The 23,308-nt window shown below is 69.2% G+C and carries 19 protein-coding genes; 10 read left to right on the top strand and 9 right to left on the bottom strand.

Annotation, left to right across the window (positions count from 1 at the left end; all coding sequences use genetic code 11):
* Positions 1-17: 17 nt before the first annotated feature.
* Complete coding sequence (locus QTH86_RS20765; protein WP_286648041.1) at positions 18-1,028, bottom strand: zinc-binding alcohol dehydrogenase family protein; 1,011 nt, start codon at positions 1,026-1,028, stop codon at positions 18-20.
* A gap of 84 nt (positions 1,029-1,112) precedes the next feature.
* Between QTH86_RS20765 and QTH86_RS20770 the strand changes: the two genes are divergently transcribed.
* A complete protein-coding gene (locus QTH86_RS20770) occupies positions 1,113-2,042 on the top strand; it encodes a LysR family transcriptional regulator (protein ID WP_286648042.1) in 930 nt (309 codons plus the stop codon).
* Positions 2,039-2,557: an SET domain-containing protein gene (locus QTH86_RS20775; RefSeq protein WP_286648043.1), complete on the top strand. Its 519-nt coding sequence runs from the start codon at positions 2,039-2,041 to the stop codon at positions 2,555-2,557. The genes QTH86_RS20770 and QTH86_RS20775 overlap by 4 nt, the downstream gene beginning before the upstream one ends.
* A 27-nt stretch (positions 2,558-2,584) precedes the next feature.
* Here QTH86_RS20775 and QTH86_RS20780 read toward each other — a convergent pair whose 3' ends face one another.
* Genes QTH86_RS20780 through QTH86_RS20795 form a run of 4 tightly spaced genes read right to left on the bottom strand, consistent with a single transcriptional unit; the run spans position 2,585 to position 7,083 of the window.
* Complete coding sequence (locus tag QTH86_RS20780; protein WP_286648044.1) at positions 2,585-2,944, bottom strand: hypothetical protein; 360 nt, start codon at positions 2,942-2,944, stop codon at positions 2,585-2,587.
* The gene (locus tag QTH86_RS20785) at positions 2,941-3,714 is read right to left on the bottom strand and encodes a hypothetical protein (protein ID WP_286648045.1); all 774 of its coding nucleotides are present in this window, start codon (positions 3,712-3,714) and stop codon (positions 2,941-2,943) included. The genes QTH86_RS20780 and QTH86_RS20785 overlap by 4 nt, the downstream gene beginning before the upstream one ends.
* 10 nt (positions 3,715-3,724) lie before the next feature.
* Positions 3,725-4,864, bottom strand: coding sequence for a PepSY-associated TM helix domain-containing protein (locus QTH86_RS20790; protein ID WP_286648046.1), 1,140 nt, complete (start codon positions 4,862-4,864; stop codon positions 3,725-3,727).
* 14 nt (positions 4,865-4,878) lie between these two features.
* Positions 4,879-7,083 (bottom strand): TonB-dependent siderophore receptor, encoded by a 2,205-nt coding sequence (locus QTH86_RS20795; protein ID WP_286648047.1) that lies wholly within the window; start codon positions 7,081-7,083, stop codon positions 4,879-4,881.
* 166 nt (positions 7,084-7,249) lie between these two features.
* On the opposite strand from QTH86_RS20795, the gene QTH86_RS20800 reads away from it, so the two are divergent.
* Positions 7,250-8,092 (top strand): creatininase family protein, encoded by an 843-nt coding sequence (locus QTH86_RS20800; RefSeq protein WP_286648048.1) that lies wholly within the window; start codon positions 7,250-7,252, stop codon positions 8,090-8,092.
* A 7-nt stretch (positions 8,093-8,099) separates the two neighbouring features.
* Here the strand turns inward: QTH86_RS20800 and QTH86_RS20805 are convergent, their stop codons facing one another.
* A complete protein-coding gene (locus QTH86_RS20805) occupies positions 8,100-8,729 on the bottom strand; it encodes a YbhB/YbcL family Raf kinase inhibitor-like protein (RefSeq protein ID WP_286648049.1) in 630 nt (209 codons plus the stop codon).
* A gap of 118 nt (positions 8,730-8,847) precedes the next feature.
* Here QTH86_RS20805 and QTH86_RS20810 point away from each other — a divergent pair, with 118 nt between their 5' ends.
* The 6 genes from QTH86_RS20810 (at position 8,848) to QTH86_RS20835 (ending at position 16,811) form a co-directional block, all read left to right on the top strand.
* Positions 8,848-10,380, top strand: coding sequence for an ATPase domain-containing protein (locus QTH86_RS20810; RefSeq protein WP_286648050.1), 1,533 nt, complete (start codon positions 8,848-8,850; stop codon positions 10,378-10,380).
* A gap of 1 nt (position 10,381) precedes the next feature.
* Positions 10,382-12,058 carry a response regulator gene (locus QTH86_RS20815; RefSeq protein ID WP_286648051.1) on the top strand — a complete coding sequence of 559 codons (1,677 nt, stop codon included), beginning with the start codon at positions 10,382-10,384 and terminating at the stop codon, positions 12,056-12,058.
* 64 nt (positions 12,059-12,122) lie between these two features.
* Positions 12,123-12,368: a GlsB/YeaQ/YmgE family stress response membrane protein gene (locus tag QTH86_RS20820; RefSeq protein WP_286648052.1), complete on the top strand. Its 246-nt coding sequence runs from the start codon at positions 12,123-12,125 to the stop codon at positions 12,366-12,368.
* Between the two features lie 123 nt (positions 12,369-12,491).
* A complete protein-coding gene (locus QTH86_RS20825) occupies positions 12,492-12,815 on the top strand; it encodes a hypothetical protein (RefSeq protein ID WP_286648053.1) in 324 nt (107 codons plus the stop codon).
* Positions 12,816-12,960: 145 nt separating this feature from the next.
* Positions 12,961-15,198 carry a metallophosphoesterase gene (locus QTH86_RS20830; protein ID WP_286648054.1) on the top strand — a complete coding sequence of 746 codons (2,238 nt, stop codon included), beginning with the start codon at positions 12,961-12,963 and terminating at the stop codon, positions 15,196-15,198.
* Between the two features lie 11 nt (positions 15,199-15,209).
* Complete coding sequence (locus QTH86_RS20835) at positions 15,210-16,811, top strand: esterase-like activity of phytase family protein (RefSeq protein ID WP_286648055.1); 1,602 nt, start codon at positions 15,210-15,212, stop codon at positions 16,809-16,811.
* Between the two features lie 34 nt (positions 16,812-16,845).
* Here QTH86_RS20835 and QTH86_RS20840 read toward each other — a convergent pair whose 3' ends face one another.
* Positions 16,846-17,520 (bottom strand): histidine phosphatase family protein, encoded by a 675-nt coding sequence (locus QTH86_RS20840; protein WP_286648056.1) that lies wholly within the window; start codon positions 17,518-17,520, stop codon positions 16,846-16,848.
* A gap of 211 nt (positions 17,521-17,731) precedes the next feature.
* Here QTH86_RS20840 and QTH86_RS20845 point away from each other — a divergent pair, with 211 nt between their 5' ends.
* Complete coding sequence (locus QTH86_RS20845; protein WP_286648057.1) at positions 17,732-21,709, top strand: autotransporter outer membrane beta-barrel domain-containing protein; 3,978 nt, start codon at positions 17,732-17,734, stop codon at positions 21,707-21,709.
* On the opposite strand, the gene QTH86_RS20850 is transcribed toward QTH86_RS20845, so the two are convergent.
* Together QTH86_RS20850 and QTH86_RS20855 are read right to left on the bottom strand one after the other, a co-directional pair.
* Complete coding sequence (locus QTH86_RS20850; RefSeq protein WP_286648058.1) at positions 21,693-22,667, bottom strand: threonine dehydratase; 975 nt, start codon at positions 22,665-22,667, stop codon at positions 21,693-21,695. The two genes, QTH86_RS20845 and QTH86_RS20850, sit on opposite strands and share 17 nt — an antisense overlap.
* Positions 22,664-23,305: a LysE family translocator gene (locus QTH86_RS20855; RefSeq protein WP_286648059.1), complete on the bottom strand. Its 642-nt coding sequence runs from the start codon at positions 23,303-23,305 to the stop codon at positions 22,664-22,666. The genes QTH86_RS20850 and QTH86_RS20855 overlap by 4 nt, the downstream gene beginning before the upstream one ends.
* Between the last annotated feature and the right edge of the window lie 3 nt (positions 23,306-23,308).

Genomic DNA, 23,308 nt, shown 5'->3' on the forward strand with positions numbered 1-23,308 from the left:
GCCGGTGCGGGACAGGCTCAGAAGCCCTGCAGCACCACCTTGCCCTGCGCCTTGCCGCTCTCGATGAGTGCATGGGCACGGCGCAGGTTGGCGGCGTTGATGGTGCCGAAGCTCGCGTTCGCGGTGGTGCGGATGCGGCCGGCGTCCACCAGCGCCGCGACCTCTGCCAGCAGCTTGCCCTGCTCGGCCATGTCGGGCGTTTCGAAGCGCGAGCGCGCGAACATCATTTCCCAGTGCAGCGACAGGCTCTTGGTCTTGAGCGGCATCGCGTCGAGCACCGCCATGTCGTCGATCACGCCGATCTTGCCTTGTGGCTTGAGGCTCTCGATGATCTGCGCGTAGTGCTGCTGGGTCTGTGTGAGGCTGGCGACCAGGTCGACCTCGCCGATGCCCGCGGCCTTGAGCTCGGCAGCGAGCGGCTTCGAATGGTCGATCACGGCGTGGGCGCCGAGGGCGAGGCACCACTGCCGTGTCTCGGCGCGCGAGGCCGTGGCGACCACGCGCAACTGCGTCAGCTCGCGCGCGAGCTGGATCAGGATCGAACCGACACCGCCCGCGCCGCCGGTGATCAGCAGCGTCTGGCCGGCCCCGCCGCCCTGCGGCACGCCGAAGCGGTCGAACAGGAGTTCCCAGGCGGTGATGGTGGTCAGCGGCAGCGCGGCGGCCTGGGCGTCGTCGAGGCTCGTGGGTGCGCGCGCGGCGATGCGCTCGTCGACCACGTGCAGTTCGGCGTTGGCGCCGGGGCGGGTGATCGAACCGGCGTAGTACACGCGGTCGCCCACCGCGAAACCTTTCACCTGCGCACCGACGGCTTCGACCGTGCCCACCGCGTCCCAGCCCAGCACCTTGGCCTGGCCGGCGTCGGGCGCGGCGTTGCGGCGCACCTTGGTGTCGACCGGATTGACTGAGATCGCGGACACGCGCACCAGCAGGTCGCGCGGACCGGCCACCGGCTCGGGCAGCGTGAGGTCCTGCAGCGCGGCGGGGTCGTCGATGGGGAGCGCGTTGTAGTAGCCGATGGCTTTCATGGCAAACCTTTCAGTGAACGATGCAGTCACTGTATTTGGCTTCTCTCCGTTTGATAAGCTGCCAAAAACCTCTATCAGTTTCAAATGAAGATTGAAAATTTAGCCGACCTGCGCGTGCTGGTGCTTACCGCCCAGGGCGGCACGCTGAGTGCGGCGGGCCGGGCGCTCGGCCTCACGCCCGCCGCGGCGAGCGCGGCGCTCAAGCGGCTGGAGGCGCAGCTCGGCGCGCGGCTGTTCGAGCGCTCGACCCGTGCCATGCGCCTCACGCCCCAGGGCCAGACGCTGCTCGACTACGCCACCCGTGCGCTCGACCTGCTGGCCGAAGGCGAATCGCTGGTGGCGGCCGAGGGCGGCGCGCTGGTCGGCACGGTGCGCGTGGCCTCGCCGTCCGACCTCACGCGCGGCACGCTGCTGCCGTGGTTCGACGACTTCCTCGACGCCCACCCGGGCGTGCAACTCGCACTGTCGGTCGGCGACCGGCCGCTCGATGTGATGCGCGACGAGGTCGACGTCGCCCTGCGCTACGGCCCGCTGGCCGACTCGCGGCTGGTGGCACGCCAGCTCGCGATGAGCCGCCCGCGGTTGTGGGCCTCGCCCGCCTACCTGAAGCAACATGGTTCGCCGCAAAAACCGCAGGACCTGCCGCAGCACAACTGCCTGACCTTCCACCGCGGCGGCCGGCGCCAGCGCGTCTGGCGCTTTGCGAAGCAGGGCCAGTGGACCGAAGTGCGGGTCGACGGCGACCGATTCGCCGATGACGCGTCGCTCGCGCGCCAATGGGCGCTGGCCGGCCGCGGCATCACCTTCAAGTCGGAACTGGACGTGCGGCAGGACGAGGCGGCCGGCACGCTGGTCTGCCTGCTGCCCGACTGGGACACCGAGCCGTACCCGCTGCACGCGCTGCTGCCCAGCGGGCGCTTCGTGCCGGCGCGGGTGCGGGCGCTGGTCGATTTTCTGGCGGAGCGATTCGCTGTCATGGGCGCGCGCGAAAATTGCGTGCAGAGCACCCCATGAAAAAGCGCAAGCCATCGTCCCCCACGTCTTCATCAGCCACCCCGTGCATCCGCGTCTCGCAAAGCGGCGTGCACGGCCTCGGCGCCTTCGCGACCCGCGACCTGCCGGCCGAAGCCTTTCTCGGCCTCTACGACGGGCGCCGCTACACGCCCGCGCAGATCGCCGCCAAAGACTGGAACGACCAGCTCACCTACCTCTTCAAGCTGTCGAATGACGAAACCATCGATGGCGCCAAGGGTGGCAACGCGACGCGGCACCTCAACCATTCGTGCGACCCGAATTGCGAGGCCGTGGAAGACTACGACGAGGGCGGCGAACTGGTGCTCAAGTTCCAGACGCTGGTGGCGGTCGATGCCGGCGACGAGCTGTTCATCGACTACGGCCTGACCGCCGACGACGGTTCGCTCGCCAGCGACTACGTCTGCCACTGCGGGGCCGCCAGCTGCCGCGGCACCATGCTCGCGCCGCCCGACGACGTGCCCAACCCCGCGCTGTCGTCGATGGACTCGCCCTGAGAACCCGTCACACCACGCCGCGGTCGTTCAGGACACCCCCATCCGGAGAAACGGCCAGGCCAAGGCCAGCACGCAGCCCACGCACCCCGCGGCACCCAGCCGCCGGGCCCAGCGCCGACTGGCGACGGGCCACTGGTTCATCGCCAGCACCAGCAGCCAGCCCAGCACCATCCACGCGGCGAGCACCAGCGCCAGGCCTGCCGCCAGCCCGTCTGCTGCCACGGCCGTCGCGCTCTGCAGCACCAGGGTGCCCAGCGCCACGACCCCCGCGCGCCGATGGTTCGCCGGCGCGCCGTCGCCCCAGGCGCGGGTGGGCACCGCGCCTGCCCAGAAGGCGAGGCCCAGCAGCGAGGCCAGTGCGGCGCTGGCGCTGAAGAGTTCGTTCATGCGGCGTTCGGCGGCCGATATGCCGTGGCGCAGGCCGTCACCGCGCACAGCGCCGAGGCCACGACCCACTGCAGCAGCCCCGCCTTGGCCGCCAGGCCGCCATAGCCCAGCGCGGCCAGCACCCACAGCAGCGCGGCGGTGCGTGGCGCCCAGTGGCGCAGCGTGGCGGCGGGCAGCGCCACCCAGAAGGCCAGCAGCAGCCCCAGCATGCCCGACGACCGCGCAGGTTCGGTCGCGACGATGTGGGCCAGACGAAACGACTCCAGCGCCAGCACGCCGCACCACCAGAACGGCAGGTGCGCCGGCACGATGCGCCCGGCCCTTTGGCGCAGGCGCCACCCGCGGTCGGGGGCGGGGCCACCGACCGCGTCCGACGGTGCCACGGCCGCGGTGCGCACGTTCTTGCGCCGGGGCGCCTGCACCCGTCGCGGCCCGATGAAGGCTGCCATGCCGACGCACACCAGCCCCACTGCGGCCAGGCTGGCCAGCATGGCCGGTGCCTGCGCGCTGCCTCGCGCCTGGCCCACGGCACCCGCCACCACCAGCAGCGCGCCCGTGCCGCCCAGCGACACGCGCCACAGCGCCAGCGTGCGCAGGGCCCACGCCGCCAGGGTCGACAGCAGCAGCCACGCACCGATCAACGCCCACACGGTCCACACCGGTCGCTGCGCCAGCGGTGCCAGCCCGGGGGGCGGGCGCAGGTGCACCAACAGGCTCACGATGAGCGCGGCCGGCGCGGTGGCGTGCAGGGCCAGGAAGAAGCGTTGCATGCGTGCCCCGTCAGCCTGCGGCTGCCACGTCGCGCTCGCCGCGTGCCGGGGTGGCCTGGATGTCGCGGCGCCGCTGTCGGCGCGCATCCAGCCAGATCAGCGTGCCCGAGATCGACAGGAACGCGGGCGTCATGCCCAGGACGAAATACAGCCACTTGAGCGCCAGCCCGCCGAAGTCGCCGAAGTGCAGCGGCTCCATGAGACCGTTGACCATCGACCAGAAACCTTGCGTGCGCGGGTCGTGGACCTTCTTGGGCACGCCGGTGACGGCGTCGATGTCCACGCGCGCCGTGCTGGCCAGGTGGCCGCGCAGGTTGCCGGTGAAGCTGACGTCGGCCCCCGCGGTGGTCCAGCGCCGCAGGGAGACATAGCGTGCTTCCAGCCCGGGCACGGCCCGCTGTGCCGTGGCGTACATCGCATCCAGCGACTGCATGGGAGGGGCCGGTGGAGCCGGGCGGGGGGCCTGGGCCTCGGCGCGGCCGGTGGGCGTCATCACGTACCTGTAGCCCTGCTCGAACAGCGGCGCCAGGCCCATCCACGCGCCTGTGGCAGCGATCAGGATGTGAAAGCCCAGGCCCCAGATGCCGGCCGACTTGTGCAGGTCCGACATCACCACGCGAAAGCTGCGTCCCCAGCGCTGGGTGAACAGCTCGGCCAGGATCTTGCGGTGGATGACGATGCCGGTGCCGATGAGCACCAGCATGGCCACGCCCAGAAAGCCCACGATCCAGCGCGGCCCGAAGAAGAGGAACACGTGCAGCATGCGCAGGTACTGGCCGAGCTGGCTGTCCACCGGGCCGACCACCGCGCCCGTGTCCGAGCGCAGCGCGACCTTGGTGCGTGTGCTGGCCGGCGCGCCGCGTTCGCGCACGAAGGCGAAGTAGCTGGGGTTGACCGCGTCGGGCAGCGCGATGGTCTCCACCGTCGCGCCGGGGTAGCGCGCCTGCAATTGCCCGAGCACCACGTCCAGCGGTGCCGGCTGGGCCGAGCGCGGCAATTGCGCCAGCGACGGGTTGGCCCACAGATCGATCTCGTTCTTGAAGACCGCCACCGCGCCCGAGAAGCACACGATGAACATCAGCAGCCCCGTGACGATGCCCGCCCAGGAATGCAGGACGAACAGGCGGTTCAATGTGCGCTGGCTGGTCATGGATCGGCCGGGCCTCAGAAGAAGTACGTCATGCCCACGCTGAAGCTGCGCGGCAGCGCGGGCGAGACCACGTTGGCGTTGATCGCGCCGTCGTAGTACGCCTTGTCGAACACGTTCTTCACGCCCGCCGTGATGCGGTAGTTGTCTCCCACATAGACGATCGAGGCATCGGCCACGAAGTACGACGGCAGCGTGAAGGGGTACGAGCCGACCTGCTCGCTCACATAGCGGCCGCCCAGGCCCAACGTCACGCGCTGGTACTGCGGCAGCCGGTAAGTGGCCCAGGCCGTGAGCACGTGGCGCGGCGTGAGGTTGAGCGGCAGACCCACGATGGCGGCGTTGGTGTCGCGTGTGACCTTGGTCTGGGTGTAGGTGTAGGCGCTGGTGATCTTCCAGCCGTTGCTCAGGTCGGCGCCGAGCTCCACCTCCAGCCCGCGGGCGCGCTGCTCGCCGGTCTGCACGCTGAAGCCGGTGTTCACCGGGTCGGCGGTGGCGACGTTCTGCCGCTCCAGATTGAACACGGCGAGCGCACCGGTGACCTGGCGGTCCGGCGCTTCGTACTTCAGGCCCGCCTCCCATTGCTTGCCGGTTTCGGGCGCAAAGGGCGTGCCGCCAAACGAGAGCCCCGAGACGGGCAAAAAGGATTCGCCGTAGCTGCCGTAGGTCGACCAGCCCGGCTTGAACTCGTACACCAGCCCGGCCGACAGCGTGGTGGCGTTGTCCTTCTGGCGCGTCTGCTTGTGGGCGATGCGGTCGTCGATCTCATCGGTGGACCAGTCACGCCGCAGGCCCACCAGGGCCGTCCAGCCCTGGCCGAACTTGATCTGGTCCTGCGCATACAGGCCCGCCACGGTCAGCTTGTCGGGCGCATCGCTGGTCAGGCCCGTAGGGCAGGTGGCGCGCATGCCGTAAACCGGCGCGAAGAGGTCCAACGCGCCGATGCGGCAGGTGCGGCCGCTCATCAGACTGTGGCCGCTGCGCAGGTCCAGTCCCGTGACCAGCTGGTGCCTGACGCCCAGCGCTTCGAAGCGCGAGAGCAGCGAGGTGTCGGTGGCCAGCAGGTCGTAGTCCATGTACTGGCGTGAGGCGCTGCGGTTCTGCAGCCGCTGGTTGGCTTGCAGCGCCTGGTTGGACACGAAGTTGCCCGTGCCCTTCTCGGTCTCGTAGCGCACGTTCTGACGGAAAGTCATGGCGGGCGAGAGCCGGTGCTCCAGCGCATAGCCCACGGTGGTGGTCTCGATGTCGTACTCGCCGAAGCTCGGGTCGCCGGTGAACAAGGTGCGAGACAGCCTGCCATTGCGGTTGGGCAGCACCGTGCCGTAGGGCGTGATGCCCTGCTGGCGCATCCATTCGCTGCGGCTGTAGGTGGCGAACAGCACCAGGTCGGTTTGCGGGCCCAGGTCGATGGACAGCGACGGCGCGAACCAGCGGTCCTTGCGGTAGACGAAGTGCGTGGGGTCGTCGGCGTTGGACACCTGCGCATTGATGCGCAGCGCCGTCTTGCCCGATTCGGACAGCGGCCGGTTCAGGTCGGCCTGCAGCGTGCGCTGGCCGAAGCTGCCCACCTCCATGCCCACTTCGCTCAGCGCCTCCTTCTTGGGTCGCTTGCTCACCGCGTTGACGATGCCGCCGGGCTGCACCTGCCCATACAGCACCGAGGCGGCGCCCTTGAGCACCTCGAGACGTTCATACCCATAGGGCTGCAGCCGGGTCCACATGCCGGGGCTTTGCACCAGGCCATCGACGAGGACGGACTCCGTGGAACGAAAGCCCCGGATGTTGATGTCGTCGACCCCCCGGCGCCCGAAGTTGACCGGGCTCACGCCCGCCACGGTCTGCAGCGCCTGCTGCAGGTTGGTGACCTGCCGCGACTCCATCTGCTCGCGCGTGACCACGCTCACCGACTGGGGCGTTTCCAGCCGCCGCATGGGCATCTTGCCCGCCGTCTGCGCTTCGGTGGGGGCAAAGCCCATGTCCTTTTCGGTGCTGGCGTTGATGCGCACTTCCTCCAGTTGCGGGGCGGCGGTGCCTGGGCCGGCCGGTGGGGCAGTGGCATCGGCCTGGGCCAGCGCGGCCTGCGCGAGACACAGGGCCAGCGGCGTCAGGACGAAAAAGCCGGCCTTGCGAGCGGAGGAACGTGAGGGTGACGCGACGCAGGAATGGCGGCGTGCGAGCGCGGCGCTCGATGAAAGGGTCGTGCGCGAGGGCAGAGACGACATGGAAGTCCCGAAAAGATGAGCGAACAGACGTTTAAAGACGCTGGCTCACGTCGCTTTTCGGGACGTTGGCTGGCTGGAGCGGCGATTGTAAAGGCGTGCATCCGCGTGAACGCGGCGCGCCACGGCCGGTGCGCGGCGATGTCGGGCAGGTTCTAAGATCCCGCGCATGACCCTTCCGGAAATCTCCACCGCCCCCGCCGCGCCGCGCCGCTTCTGGTCGCAGCTGTCGACCCGCGACTTCGCGGCGCTCGACCCGGCGACCACCGTCGCGGTGCTGCCGCTGGGGGCGACCGAGCAACACGGACCGCACCTGCCGCTGGGCGTCGATTCGGTATTGGTCGACGGCATCGTCGCCGCGGCGCTGCCGCTGCTGCCGGCCGGGTTGCCCGCGTTCTTTCTGCCGAGCCAGCACATCGGCCTGAGCCCCGAGCATGCGAACTTCCCCGGCACGCTCACGCTGTCGTCCGAGACGCTCATTCGCCTGTGGCACGACATCGGCGCCGGCGTGGCGCGCGCCGGCGTGCGCAAGCTGGTGCTCTTCAATGCGCACGGCGGGCATGTCGGCGCGATGGACATCGTGGCGCGCGAGTTGCGTGCGGCGCACGGGCTCATCGTCTACGGCGTCAGCTGGTTCAACCTGCCGCTGGGCGAGGCGGGCACGCAGTTCAGCGCCGACGAACACCGCTTCGGCGTGCACGCCGGCGAGATCGAGACCTCGATGATGCTGGCGCTCGCGCCGGACCAGGTGGCCATGCAGGCCGCGCGGGACTTCGGCTCGGCGTCCCAGGCGCGTGCGGCCGACTACCCGATCCTCGGCAACGGCCGCAGCGCCAAGCTGGGCTGGGCCATGGAGGACTACAACGCCGATGGCGCCGCGGGCAATGCAGCCGCCGCGACCGCGGCGAAGGGCCAGGCAGTGGTCGATGCCGCGGCCCGATCGCTGGCGGCACTGCTGGCGGAAATCTCGCGCCTGCCGCTCTCGATGGTCGGCCAGCCCGCGGGCGGCTGAGTCGGGCTCAGCCGGCGATCACCGGCCCGGCCGGTGCGCCTTCCTCGATGCGGATCGAGCCGTCGGGTCGTTCGCAGGTGCCGATCAGCAGGCCGCTGGCCATCGCGTGCTCGCGCAGCGCGTCGATCAGTTCGTCACGGCCGGGGTTGTCGGAAAACACGGGCACCGCGCGCAGGGCGTAGATCTGGAAGGCGTAGCGGTGAACGCCGTGGCCCGGCGGCGGGTCGGGCGGCAGCCAGGCCGCCTGCAGGTAGGAGTTGCGCCCGACGTGCAGGCCGGCGCCTTCATGGTCGGCACTGGGCAGAGCCCCTTCGGTCAGCGCCCCGTCCTCGGCCGGCAGGCCGACGACGATGGCATGGACCAGGGGATGGGGTGTCGGTGAATCGGCGTCTTCCACCAGCAGCACCAGCGACGCGGCGCCGGCCGGCAGGGCGGTCCATTGCAGGGGCGGCGACAGGCCCTCGCCGTCGGCGGTGTAGCGCGCCGGCAGCGGGGCGTGATCGGCAAAGGCGAGGCTCGTCAGAACGATCGACGCCATGCCCCCGCGCAGGCCGAGCGTGTTGAAGACGATTTCGTCGAGACCGGCGCGCACGCCGTGCAGCGCATGGCCGATGACATCAGGGAGTTTCTCCAGCATGCCGACGGTATAGCGCGTCCTTGTCCGTCAGCATGTAGGACGCGGCAGGACAGCCAACGCCGCCGGACCTCGGCAGAATCCAGGTTCACTTTGCGGTCGCCTGATCGCCGACCTGCACATGCCTGAAGCGCCATCCACCACGACATCTCACTCCCTGACGAATGCGCAACAGTCTCGCGCAAGAACCGGCGTCGCCGGCCTCGACAATGTGCTCGGCGGGGGCCTGCCCAGCGGCCATCTCTACCTGGTGGAGGGCACGCCGGGTGCCGGCAAGACCACGCTGGGGCTGCAGTTCCTGCTCGAGGGGCGTGCGCGCGGCGAGAAGGGGCTCTACGTCACCCTGTCCGAGACGGCCGCCGAACTGGGCATCGTGGCGCAGTCGCATGGCTGGTCGCTCGACGGCATCGAGCTGTACGAGCTGGTCACCGAAGAGGGCCTGAGCGCCTCGGCCGAGCAGTCGATCCTGTACCCCGCCGAGGTCGAGCTCGGCGAGACGACGCGCGACGTGATGGCGGCGGTCACCCGCCTGTCGCCGACGCGGGTGGTGTTCGACAGCCTGTCCGAGATGCGCCTGCTGGCGCAGGACCCGTTGCGCTACCGGCGCCAGATCCTGGCGCTCAAGCATTTCTTCGCGTCGCGCGAGTGCACCGTGCTGATGCTCGACGACATGAGTTCACAGGGCGGCGACCTGCAGCTGCACAGCATCGCCCACGGCGTGCTGGGCCTGGACCAAGCCACCGGTGACTACGGGCCGGTTCGGCGCCATCTGCGCATCGTCAAGATGCGGGGCGTGCGCTACCGCGGCGGCGAGCATGACGTGCACCTCGACACCGGGGGGCTGCAGGTCTTTCCGCGGCTGATCGCCGCCGAGCATCGCACGGACTTCGAAGCGGCGACGGCCACCACCGGCACACCCGCGCTCGATCTGCTGCTGGGCGGCGGCCTCGCCCGCGGAAGCAACACCCTGTTCATCGGCCCGTCGGGCGTCGGCAAGACGACGACCGCGATGTCCGCGGTGGTGGCTGCCCTGCAGCGTGGCGAGAAGGCGTCGTACTACCTGTTCGACGAGGGCATCGGCACGCTGCTGCACCGCTGCCGATCGCTCGGCCTGCCGGTGGAGGAATTCATCGCCAACGGGCAGCTGGAGGTGCTGCCCCTCGACCCGGCGGAAATGTCCCCCGGCCAGTTCTCGAACATGGTGCGGCTGGCGGTGCAGGAGCGCGAGGCCTCCCTCATCGTGATCGACAGCCTCAACGCCTATCTGCAGGCGATGCCGGGCGCCAAGTTCCTGCTGCTGCAGATGCACGAACTGCTGAGCTTCCTGAACCAGCAGGGCGTCGTCACCCTGCTGGTGCTGGGCCAGCACGGCATCATCGGCGACGTGCGCAGCGACCTCGACCTGTCGTACCTGTCGGACGCCATCGTGCTGTTCCGCTTCTTCGAAGCGCGCGGCAGCCTCCTGAAGGCGGTGTCGGTGGTGAAGAGTCGCACCAACCGGCACGAGCTCAGCATCCGGGAGTTCCGCTTGGGCAGCCGGGGCGTGGAGGTCGGCCCGGCGCTCACCGATTTCGAAGGCGTGCTCAGCGGTGTGCCAACCTACCGTGGCGGCATCCCGTTGCTGGGCGACGAGTCGCCCATCGCCAGGACCTGAGGTGGAGCGTCGGGTTCTCATCCACGCACCGCGCGGACGTGACGCGGCCGTGGTGCAGCAGGTGTTGCAGGACATCGACCTGGTGGCCGTTGTCTGTGCGTCGGCCGATGCCATGCTGGCCGACCTCGACCGGGGAGCCGCGGCCGCCATCCTGACCGAAGAGTCGCTGCTGCAGGTGCCCGAGGCGCCCTTGCGTGCGTGGCTGATGGCGCAGCCGAGCTGGTCCGATTTCCCTTTCATCGTGCTGGCCTCGCGCGACGCCGGCGGCCGTTCGCGCCAGGCGCTCGCGCTGCTGCAGACGCTCGGCAATGCCTTCGTGCTGGAGCGACCGGTGCACACCGAGACGCTGGCGCGCGCTGCCGACGCCGCCGTGCGGGCCCGCCGGCGCCAGTACGCCACGCGGCTGCACCTGCAGCAGCTCGAGGACACCCGCGCCGAGGTCGAGCGCCTCAACACGGAGCTGGAGGTGCGCATCGCCGCGCGCACGCGCGAGCTGGCCGGCGCCAACGACCGGTTGATGGCCGAGATCGCCGAGCGCGAGCGCGCCCAGGCGGCGCTGATCCAGGTGCAGAAGATGGAGGCCATCGGCCGGCTGACCGGCGGCATCGCGCACGACTTCAACAACCTGCTGCACGTGGTCAACATGAACCTCGACCTGGTGGCGCGCGTGGCCAAGGACGAAAAGGTGCTGGGCATCGCCTCGCGCGCCAAGGGCGCGGTGGGTCGGGGCGCGAAGCTCACCGGCCAACTGCTGTCCTTTGCGCGCAACCAGTCGCTGCTGCCGCGCCTGACCGACGTGAACGGGCTGCTGGACGGCATGCGCGAACTGGTGGCGGTGTCGGTCGGGCCGTCGGTGCAGGTCGAACTCGCCCTGTGTGCGGAGCCGGCCTGGGCCGTGCTGGATGCCAACCAGCTCGAGATGGCGGTGCTCAATCTGGCCGTGAATGCGCGCGACGCCATGCCCAACGGCGGTGTTCTGTCGATCTCGACGCGGCTGTGTGGCAGCGTCGGCGAACTGCCCCCTGGCGACTATGTCGCCGTGTCGATCCACGACAACGGCATGGGCATTCCGCCCCACCTGCTCTCCAAGGTGTTCGATCCCTTCTTCACCACCAAGCCGGTGGGGAGTGGAACCGGGCTGGGCCTGAGCCAGGTGTATGGCTTCGCGCGCCAGTCGGGCGGCCTGGCGCTGGTGCGCAGCGAGGAAGGCCACGGCACGCAGGTCGAGATGGTGTTCCCGGCGTCGCGCGAGCGGGCGTCGGCCGTCAGCACGCCGGTCGCGAGTGCGCCGCAGGACCATGCCTCGCGGCGGCAGCGGGTGCTGGTGATCGAGGACGACGCCGAGGTGCGCCGCGCCATCGTCGAGAGTCTGTCGATGCTGGGCTACGTGGTCAGCGAAGCGGCCGACGGTGCCGCCGGCCTGAGCGCGCTGAGTGCGGCGTCGCACGACCTGCTGGTGGTCGACTACGCGATGCCGGGCCTGAACGGCGCCGAGGTGATCGCCAAGGCCCGCGAGATGGTCGGCGACATTCCGGTCATCCTCGCCACCGGCTACGCCGACATGGCCGAGGTGGGGCGCGTGCTCGGCACCCAGTCCATCCTCATCAAGCCCTTCGACATCTCGACGCTGGCGAGCGCGGTCTCGAAGGCCCTGCCGCAGCCGGCGCCGATATCATGAGCCGGCGGTGCGGCAACAACCACTTTCTTTCAAGCCCACCGTTTTTCACTTCAAGGGAATCACCATGAGCATCGTCTGGACCATTCTGATCGGCTTCATCGCAGGGCTCGTGGCGCGCGCCATCAAGCCGGGCAACGACTCGGCCGGCTTCATCGTCACCACGCTGATCGGCATCGCCGGTTCCCTGATCGCCACGTACTTGGGGCAGGCGATGGGCTGGTACACGGCCGGGCAGGGCGCGGGCTTCATTGCCTCGGTCGTCGGCGCCATCGTGCTGCTGTTCATCTGGGGCATGCTGAAGAGGAAGTAGCCCCACCCCCGAAGCGCCTGCGGCGCCTCCCCCTCAAGGGGGCGATACCAGCGGCCCGGCGAAGCCGGTTCCGCGGTATCTCTCGAGAAGACCTGGTGCTGCTTAGCGTGGACACTATGTCCCATGAAGCGCCCGCACTACCACGTCTATGTCGTCGCACTCGACGACCGCGTGTGGAACAACGCCCGCTTCCGGCGGGCCAATCCTGACTACGTGCTGGGCAAGCCCTTCGTCTATGTCGGCATGACCGGGCTCGACCCGGACGTGCGCTTCGACAAGCACAAGGCCGGGCTGCAGGCCAACCGCTTCGTGACCGACTACGGGCTGCATCTGCTGCCCGCGATCTACGAACGCTACAACCCGATGCGCTACGACGAGGCGAGGTCGATGGAAGTCGAACTCGGCATTCGCCTGCGCGCGCTCGGCTACGGAGTCTGGCAGGCTTAGCGGCGGAGCGTTCCGATCGCCTCTCTCCAGAGAGAGGCATGGTTGCCATGGCGCGGTAACGAGGCGTGAACATCATTCGGGCTCTGCCCTGCAGGCGCGCCGCCGCGCGTACCGCCTGCGATTCCCGATTGACCTACTCCTCGGTATGAACTTTCTCTCTCCCACCACGCTGGGCGGGCGTGCACTGCTCGTGACCGCCGCCGCCGTTTCCATGCTCGTCGCCTGTGGCGGCGGAAGCGATTCGACGGTCGCGCAAGCGCCTGCCACCCCTCCGGCCCAGACGCCGCCCGCGACCCCGCCCGCCACGCCACCTGTCGAAGCCAAGCCTGGCGTGCAGATCGCCTTCATGCCCGACATCCATTTTCACGATGTCTATGCGACCTTCAAGGATGGCTCGTTTCCCGGCGTGTTCAACCCCAAGACGGGGCTGCAGGCGACCATCCGCCTGATGCACGCGCAGATGACGTCGACGCGCCTGTTCAACGAGAACTACTTCGCGTTCCTGGCTGCGCTCGACGATGCCGTGGCGCGCGGTGTGAAGCTCATCGCCCTGCCCGGCGACTTCTCCGACGACGGCCAACCAGTGCATATGCGCGGACTGAAGAAGGTGCTGGACGACTACGCGGCCAAACATGGCCTGCAGTTCTTCGCCGCGCCCGGGAACCACGACCCGAACCGGCCGCTGGAGCGTGCCGGCGGGAAGTCCGATTACCTCGGCCTCGACCCGAACTCGGGGCGCGTCGGCTTCCCGCAGCCCATCTACAGCAAAGGTGGCAACGGCGACTGTGCGGCGGGCAATTACACCGGCGCCTGGGCAAAGGTCAACTACTCGTACTGCACCGAGGAAGTCAAGGAGATGGGCTACGCCGGCATCACCGAGGCACTCGACCAGCATGGCTTGATGCCGAAGGCGGCCTACAAGTATTTCGAGACGCCGTACAGCACCTACAGCTACCAGAACTACACGCTCGACCAGGCGAAGGCCCAGGCCGTCTGGAGCCGGCGCGAATTCGAGATCTGCGCGCAGGGCGCCGGCGGCACCTACAAGCAGAGCGGCTACACCTTCTGCCGCAACACGCCCGACACCAGCTACCTGGTGGAGCCGGTCGAGGGCGTCTGGCTGGTGGGCATCGACGCGAACGTGTATGTACCGACCGGTGCGGGCGCGAACGATTTCAACGGATCGGGCGATGCCGGCTACAACAAGATGCTGACGTACAAGCCGCACGTGATCGCCTGGCTCAAGGACGTCGTCGCGCGCGGCAAGGCGCAGGGTAAGCAGGTCATCGCCTTCAGCCACTTCCCGATGAGCGAGTTCTTCAACGGTGCCTCCGACGACATCGTGGCCCTGCTGGGCGCCGGCAAGATGCAGATGGCGCGCCGGCCCACGGAAGACGTGACCAAGGCACTCGCCGACACGGGCCTGCAGGTCCATGTGGGCGGACACATGCACTTCAACGACACGGCGATCCGCAAGTACGACGATGGCCACGGGCTGGTGAACATCCAGGCGCCGTCGATGGCCGCCTACGTGCCGGCCTACAAGCTGCTGACGCTCCAGGACGCGACCCACATCGACGTGCAGACCGTGCGGCTCGACGACGTGCCGCGCTACGACGAGATGTTCGACCTGTACCGCCAGGAGCACAGCTACTTCAGCGACTACGGCTTCATGCTGCCCGGCGGCAGCAACGGCGTGCTGTGGGACAAGAGCATCCTCGATGCCAAGAGCTACGGCGAGTTCAGCACGCGCTACATGTCGGAGCTCGTGCGCCTGCGGCTGCTGAACGACGACTGGCGCTGCGAGATGCGCGAGCTGGTGAAGAGCCCGCTGTACGGCTCCGACCTGCTGGTGCTCTCGCAATTGAAGACGGCCGTCACGCTCAAGCAACTGGCCAACACCGGCAACCGCAGCCTGTTCAGCACCGCCTTCTTCGGCTGTCTTTCCGAGGGGGGTGGCGACGGCAGCGCGCAGGCCGTCTATGCGACCGACCTGGCGGCGGCGCAAGCCAAGGCACGGGCCCTGGCGAACGCGGCAGGCCTGCGCCTGGAGGACTTCAACGACTGGAAGGCGATCGACCTCGCCGGCGATTTCGTACGCCTGGCCAACGCTGGCGACCTGGCCTTCAGCGACATCCCGGCCGCTCGTGCCGCGCAATACAAGCTGCTCGCCCAGGCACTGGAAGCCACCAACGCCACGCTCGGCCTGGACGGCACCCAGGTGCGCAACGACAACGTGGTGGGCGCCGTGTTCCAGGCGCGCTTCAAGCCGCTGATGGAGATCTTGCTCAAGCTGGCCAAGGGTGCGCCCACCCAGCATTTCGTGATCGACCTCAAGGCCAACACCCTGACCGACCTGACCACCACTGCAGCGCCTTTCTGAAGAGTTTCGACATGAACGACAAGAACCAAGATTCGGGCCTCGTGCCTTTCGGTCCCGTCACGCGTCCTCCCGACGCCGGGCGGCGCGGTGTGCTGCGCAGCGGCGTGGGCATGACGGCGTTCTCGCTGCTGGGCGCGAGCAGCGCCTTGCTGAGCGCCTGCGGGGGTGGCGGCGACGGCGGCACCCCGGCGCCTGCGCCGTCCCCCGCACCGGCACCGCCTGCACCGGCGCCGCAGCCCCCCGCGCCGGTGCCCGCACCGGAGGTCAGCGCGCCCACGCTCACTGGCCATGCCGTCTTGCCGGCCGACAGTTTCGTCGCCGGGCCGACCTCCGGGCAGTTCGTCTCGGGCGGCGACCTCGACCGTGCCAAGAACACCTACGGCTACACCCTGCCGTTCACGTCCAAGCAACCGATGCAGGGCTTTTCGGCGATGGTGCCGGGGCCGGTGGTCGGCACCTTCTACGTGATGCAGGACAACGGTTTCGGCGGCCGGGCCGCATCGCCCGATGCCCTGCTGCACATCTACGCGATCAAGTTCGACTGGGACAACCGTGCAGTCGTCCCGGTGAACTTCCAGACCGGCGCCGCGCTGGCATCGTTCACGTCCGAGAGCTACATCCGGCTGAGCGACCCGTATCGCAACCTGGGCTACCCGGCGGTGGCCGACATGGTGAACTACCCCGGCACGACCCAGTCGCCGGCAGGCCAGACCGTCGCGGTGGACCCGGCCATCATCTCGGGTCGATTGCTCACCGGTTACGACATCGACCCCGAGTCGATGCAGATCGATGCCCAGGGAAACCTGTGGATCGGCGACGAGTTCGGCCCCTTCCTGCTGAAGTTCGATCGCCAGGGTCGGCTGCTGTCGCGCGAGATCCAGATCCCGAACCTGCGCCGCCTGGGCAGCAATGCACTGATCCAGACGCCGAACAACCCTTACATCCAGGGCAACACGTCGGTGGCCAACCTCGGCGGCTCGGGCGGGTTGGAGAGCATGGCGATCAACGCCAGCCGGACCAAGCTTTACGTGATGTTCGAGAAGGAAATCTCGGGCGACGACAACCGCTACCGCACCATCAGTGTGTTCGACATCGCGACCCAGAACTTCGAGGCCAAGACCTTCATCTACCGCGTCGGCGTCGGCCAGCGCATCAACGGCGACGGCAACCTCGAGACCGAGGTCTACACGCCCAACGACATGGTCGCCATCAACGACACCCAGTTCCTCGTGATGGAGAAGGACAGCGGCGCGGGCGACGTGCGCACCGGCAAGTTCGCGGCGTCGGGCACCTGGCGCAACGCGGCGCGGTTCAAGCGTGTCTTCAAGATCGACCTGACGCGGGTCGATTCGTCCGGCGTGCTCATCAAGGAAGAGGTGGCCGACCTGATGCAACTGCTCGACCCGACGGGCATCGGCCGTGAAGCCACCATCGATGGCGTCTTCACTTTCCCCATGGAATGTGTGGAGGTCGTCACCATCGTCGACGCGCAGACGCTCATGTTCGTCAACGACAACAACTACCCGGGCGGCTCGCCCTCGCGCCTGACGACCAAGCCGGACGACAACGAGTTCATCCGCGTTCGCCTGCCCAAGCCGCTCGCCACGCCCTGAGCGCAACGCCGCCTGACGTCGCGGTCGAGCGGCGTCAGGCGTAGCTGACCAGGTCCTCGTCCGCCGGCCCGTCGAGGTGCGGCAGGGCGTTGAAGGTTAGCAGCACGTGCCGCTTGGGCGTGAAGACGAACTCGGTCACGGCCGTGTTGCGGATGCGCATGTTCAGCTCGATGGTGGTTTCGGGGCTCGTTCCGAGCACGTGGCCGACCGCGGTGCTGATTGGCCCGCCGCTCGACACCACCAGCACCTTCGCACCGTGGTGCCGGGCGCGCACATGGTCGAGCGCGGTGGTCACGCCGGCCAGGAAATCCACGTAGCTGGGCATGCCGACCGGGGTGGTGCGGCCCTGCATCCAGGCGCCCAGGCCGTCCCGCAGCAGCCGGAAATGATGACGGTAGAGCTCGGGCGTGTCGGGCTTCTGCAGCTTCTCGGGGTGGATGGTGGCGATCACCGCCTCGCTGTCGTACTCGTTCAGACCTGGCCAGGTCAGCACGTCATCCCGCGTCAGGCCCAAGCCCTTGGCGATGCCCTCCCAGGTCTGGCGATGGCGCTTCAAGGTGCCCGTGAGCACCGCGTCGAAGTGCATGCCGCGCTCGCGCCAGTACTCGCCGAGGCGCTCGGCTTGCCGGTGACCGAGCGCGCTCAGGTTGTCGTAGTCGGCCGAACCGAAGCTGGCTTGCCCATGGCGCACGAGATAGAGGGACCCCATGCAGCGGATTGTTGCCAAGCGAGTGGATCCGGCTTGTCCCTCTGGCGACGAATACTATTGTTTTAACAACAATCGGCGCGCACAAGATTCTCCATTCGTGGAGAAATGTGCACTTTATGCTTATCCATTGACGGCGCCTGCTCGGAAAAATGAGATCGCGTGTAACACTAAGCTACTCATTGTTATCGCAATCTCGTCAAAGAGCACAAAGATGAATACTTCGTTTCGCAGCGTCTGGAATCCCGCATTGTCCGCCTGGGTGGCCGTCTCGGAAATCGCGCGTGCTCGCGGGAAATCCACGGCCAGTGCGGTGGGCATCGCCTCCGTGATCCTGTGTCTGGGGGCGCCCCCCGCGCTGGCCGGCGAGGGCGGCGCAGGCGGTAATCCGGCGACAGCCACCGAGCTCTACGCCGGCGATGGCGGTGCCGACAACGCGGGCGGGGCCGGCGCCTTCAACGACAACGTCTACAACGGCTTCGGCGGCGCGGGCGGTGCTGCCAGCACGACCGGTGCCACCGCCGGCGGCGCAGGCGACCCGGGCGGCTTTCCGCCGGGCTTTGGTTCGGGTGCGCCGGGCGGTGCGGCCGGAACCGCCGTCGCTCGGGATGGGCAGGCCGGCAGCGGCTTCGATGCCAACGATCCCTCCAGCAACGGCTATGGCGGCGGTGGCGGCGCGGGTTACTTCGGAGGCACCGGCGCCTCGGGCACCAACAGCGCGCCGGTGGTCGGTGGCAACGGCGGCGCCGGGGGCGTCGGCGTCTGGGCGGCGGGCGGCGGTGGTGCAGGCGGCTACGGCATCGTGCTGGCGCCGGCCGTCACGGCCTTCTCGAACACCAGCACGATCGCCGGCGGCAGCGGTGGCGCCGGTGGCGCCGCCTTTGCACAGGCCGGCGGCGGCGGCGGTGGCGGCAGCGCGCTCTACCAAGGCAGCGGAGACGTCATCAACACGGGCACCCTCCAGGGCGGGAACGGCGGCGTCGGCGGCGCGGGCGGCGCCTGGATGAACGGGCCCAGCGGTGGCGGCGGCGGCGGTGGCGGCAATGGCGTGGTGATGACCGGCGGGACGCTGCGCAACGAAGCTGGCGCATCCATCGTCGGCGGTAACGGTGGCAATGGCGGCAATGCCGGCACCACGACGAACCTGGTCGGCGTGGCCGGTGGCGCCGGCGGCGGCGGCGATGGGGTCCGGGTGACGGCCAGCGGCATCCGTGTCTTCAATGCAGGCAGCATCGCAGGGGGAACCGGCGGCGCAGGGGGCGTGGCCAACGCCGGCCTGACCGGCGCCGCGGGGGCCGGCGGCGTGGGCGTTCGCCTGACGGGTGACAACAACACGCTGGTCAACGCCGGCGCCATTGCGGGCGGCCTGTCGGGCGACAACGTGCGCGCCGATGCGGTGACGGTCACGGGTGCCGCCAACACGGTCGAACTTCGCGACGGCTACAGCTTCGCCGGCAACGTGGTGGCCAGCGGCGCGGGCAACGTGCTGGCGCTGGGCGGTGGCACATCGCCGGCAGCGCCTTTCGATGTGGCTGCGATCGGCACCACGATTCAGGGCTTCACGGCGTACGACAAGACCGGCCTCAGCACCTGGACGCTGACCGGTACGACGCCAGCGCTCACGCCGTGGACGGTGCGCGGCGGCGTGCTCCAGATCAGCAACGATGCCAACCTGGGGGCGCCGGCGGGCAACGTCACCTTCGACGGCGGCACCATCCGCCTGTTCGGCGCGCCGGCCGACTGGACCACCTCCCGCGCGGTGTCGGTGCTGGCCGGTGGCGGCACGCTCGACCTCGACCAGCACAGCGCCACCTTCAACGGCGCGCTCTCGGGTGCGGGTGCCTTGACGGTGACCTCGAACACCGTCGCGCCCGGGAACCTCGGCGGCGTGCTCAACCTCAACGGGGCCGGGACGCGTACCGGTACGACGACGCTCAGCAACGGCGTGAACGTCAACGTCAACGTCAGCAACGCGCTGGGGTCGGGCGACGTGAGCCTGGTGAACGGGTGGAACCGGCTCAACTTCAACGGCACGGCCAGTGCGGGCGTGTCGCAGGTCTACACGGTCGGTGGCCTGGGCGCGACCGAGACGAACAACGGCATCACCTTCAACGATGCGTCCAGCGCCGGCACGGCGGTCTTCAACCTGAGCGGCGCCGATGCCCAGACCTCGCTCAACACCATCGATTTCAAGGGCACGTCGAGCGCGGAAGGTGCGCAGATTCTCAGCCGCGGCGGCGTCGTCACTTTCGCCGACAGCAGCACCGCCGGCGCCTCGACGCTGGTCAACGATGGCGCCGGTGACCTGGTGTTCACCGACGCGTCGAACGGCGGCACGGCCAGCATCGCCAACCAGGGTGCATCGCAACTGCGGGTCCTCGGCGATGCGCAACTGGCGACGGCACGGGTCGCCAATCTCGACAGTTCGAAGGTCGACATTTCAGGCGCCAACGCCGGTGTCGCCATCGGTTCGTTGCGCGGTGCCGGTTCGGTCTCGCTCGGCGCCAACGCACTCACGCTGGGCGGCCTGAACCTCGACGATGCCATCTCGGGTGCCATCGACGGCACCGGTGCGCTCAACAAGACCGGCACCGGCACGCTGACGCTCTCGGGCCCCAACAGCTACACAGGTACCACTACCGTGGCCAGCGGCACGCTGCGGGCCGGTGCCGTCAACACGCTGAGCGCGGCCTCCGCCCACAGCGTGGCCGCAGGCGCCACGCTCGACCTGGCCGGCGCGAGCCAGACGGTCGCGTCGCTCGCCAACGGCGGCACCGTGTCGCTCGTCGGCAGCACGCCCGGCACGCGGCTGACCGTCACCGGCGCCTACGTCGGCAACAACGGCACGCTGCGCCTGGGCACCGCGCTCGGCGACAGCAGCAGCGCGACCGACCGCCTGGTGCTCGACGGCGCCGGTGCCAGCGCCAGCGGCCGCACCACGGTACAGGTGACCAACCTCGGCGGCCTGGGCGCGCAGACCACCGGCAGCGGCATCGAAGTGGTGAGCGCGCTCAACGGCGCGACGACCACCGCGCAGAGCACCAAGAGCGCGTTCACGCTGGCCGGCGGCCACGTGGATGCCGGTGCCTTCGAGTACACGCTGCATGCGGCCGACGCGAGCGGTGCTGGCGACAACTGGTACCTGCGTTCGGAGACCACCGTGCCGACGCCGTCGCAAGCGCTCACGCCCGGCGCGCCGGCGGCCGCTACCCCGTCCAACCCCGTCCCCGCCGCGACCTACCGCGTCGAAGTCCCTCTCTTCGCCGCGCTGCCGCAGCAACTGCGCCAGGCCGACTGGGCCATGCTCGGCAACCTGCACCAACGCATGGGCGACGAGCCAGTGGCCGGCGCCGCCAGCACCGGCACACGCAACGCGTGGGGCCGTGTCATCAGCACCGGCATCGAGGTCAAGCAGCAGGGCGACGCGTCGCCGGACAGCAAGGGCCGCCTCGACGGCTTCCAGGTGGGCACCGACCTGTGGGCCGACGGCAACTGGCATGCCGGCATCTACGTCGGCCAGCTCGACGGCGACATCAGCGTGAACGGCTTCGCCAGTGGTGTGCAACGCAGCGTCGGCCGCAACGATCTGCGCTCGCGTTACCTTGGTGCCTACGCAACCTGGTACGGTGACAACGGCTTCTACGCCGACGCCGTGCTGCAGGCCGGCGACCACCGCTACACCGTCCAGCCGCAGGGCAACCCCTTCGCGTCGGGCAAGGGCGACAGCCAGACCGCCTCCATCGAAGTCGGGCAGTCACTTGCGCTGGGCCAGGGCTGGACGATCGAGCCGCAGCTGCAGCTCATCTACCAGCGCGTCGACCTCGACGACGTGTCGATCTCCAATGGGCGGGTGCAGCAGGACAGCGACAACGGCTGGGTCGCCCGTGCTGGCGTGCGCGTGAAGGGGGCGATGAGCACCTCGCTCGGCGCTTTGCAGCCCTATGGTCGCGTGAACCTTTATCGTGCGTCGAACGGCACCGACATCGCTCGCTTTACCGGCCCGAACGGTAAGGTCACGCCGATCGCCACGCGCACCGGCGGCACCTGGGGTGAAGTGGCTGGCGGCCTGACGCTGGCCCTGAACCCGACCTGGAGCGTCTACGGCGAAGTCGGCCAGATGTTCGCCGTCGGCGGTAGCGCGCGCATCAAGAGCGGCGTGCAGGGCTCGATCGGCGTCAAGGCGCGCTGGTAAGCACCCGGGCGTAGACGGCGGCATCGACATTGCCGCCGGTCAGGGCGATGCCGACCGTCCGCCCGGTCCAGCGGTCGCGCTGCTGCAGCGCGGCTGCCAGTGCCGCAGCACCGGCGCCCTCGGCCACGTTGTGCGTGTCGGTGAAGAGGATGCGCATCGCGACGGACACTTCGTCGTCGCTCACCGCAACCACGTCGTCGGCCTCGCACAGCAGCACCTCGACCGATTCGGGGACTGGCGTGCGGCAGGCCATCCCGTCGGCCAGCAGCGTCGTCACCGGCGCTTCGATGGGGCGACCTGCACGGAAAGAGTCGCGATAGGCGGTGGCGTGCGAGGACACCACGCCGACCAGCTTCGTGCGCACACCGCAATGCCGCCGTGCGACCGCAGCCGCTGCAAACCCCGACCCCAGTCCGACGGGCACGAAGAGCACGTCGGGCACCTCGCCCGCGCGCTGCAGCGCCTCGAAGAATTCGACGTACGCGGTCGCGACGCCGCGCACCAGGTCGCGCGCGAACGAGGGCACGCGGTGCAGCCCCTGTTCCGCGGCCAGCATCACGGCATGCTCGCTGGCTGCCTGGAAATCGTCGCCGTGCTCGACGAGCTGCACGCCCAGCGCACGCATCGCAGCATTCTTCTCGACCGAGTTGCCGTGCGGAACGACGATGGTCGCGGTCAGCCCATGGCGCGCCGCGGCGAAGCCGATCGACTGTCCATGGTTGCCGCGCGTGGCGCTCACCACATGGCGCACGCCGGGCTTTTCGTGCACCAGCGCCTCCATGTAGGTCAGCCCGCCGCGCACCTTGAAGGCGCCCAGCGGCGTGTGGTTCTCATGCTTGGCCCACAGCCGGCAGCCCAGCCGCGCGCCGAGCTGCGGCCAGGCGTACTGTGGCGTCGGCGGCATGGCCGCATAGACGGTGCGTTGCGCGGCTTCGATGTCCTCGCGCGTGAAGTTCATGCGCTCGCCTTGCGCGTGTCGACCGCGATGCGCACCGCCAGCAGCGCGAGCACGCTGCCCATCACGTAGCGCTGCGCGCGCAGCCAGCCTTCGCTGCGCGAGAGCACCGCGGTGATCGACGCGGCGCCGAGCACCAGCATCAGGTTGACCAGGCCACTGACCGAGATCTGGATGGCACCGAGCGCCGCGCTCTGCCACAGCACCGAGCCGCGCTCGGGGTGGATGAACTGCGGGAAGAAGGAGAGATAGAACATCGCGACCTTCGGGTTCAGCACGTTGGTGAGAAAGCCCATGCGGAACAGCCTGGCCGGCGGGTCGATCGGCAGCGTGCGCGCCGCAAACGGGGCCTGGCCACCAGGCTTGACGGCCTGCCATGCCATCCACAGCAGGTAGGCCGCACCGGCCAGGCGCACCGCGTCGAAGGCGAAGGGCACGGCCGCGAGCAGCGCCGTCAGGCCAAGCGTCGCGGCGACCAGGTGCACCAGGAAGCCGACCAGCACGCCGGCCAGCGACACGATGCCGGCGCCGCGCCCCTGGCACAGCGCGCGTGACACGCAATAGATCATGTTCGGCCCGGGCGTCAGCACCAGCAGCAGCGAGGCGAGCGAGAACCAGGCGAGTTCGGCGGTTGTGAGCACGGG

The sequence above is a fragment of the Variovorax sp. J2L1-78 genome, from assembly GCF_030317205.1.
In the GTDB taxonomy this organism is placed as follows: Bacteria; Pseudomonadota; Gammaproteobacteria; order Burkholderiales; family Burkholderiaceae_C; genus Variovorax; species Variovorax arabinosiphilus.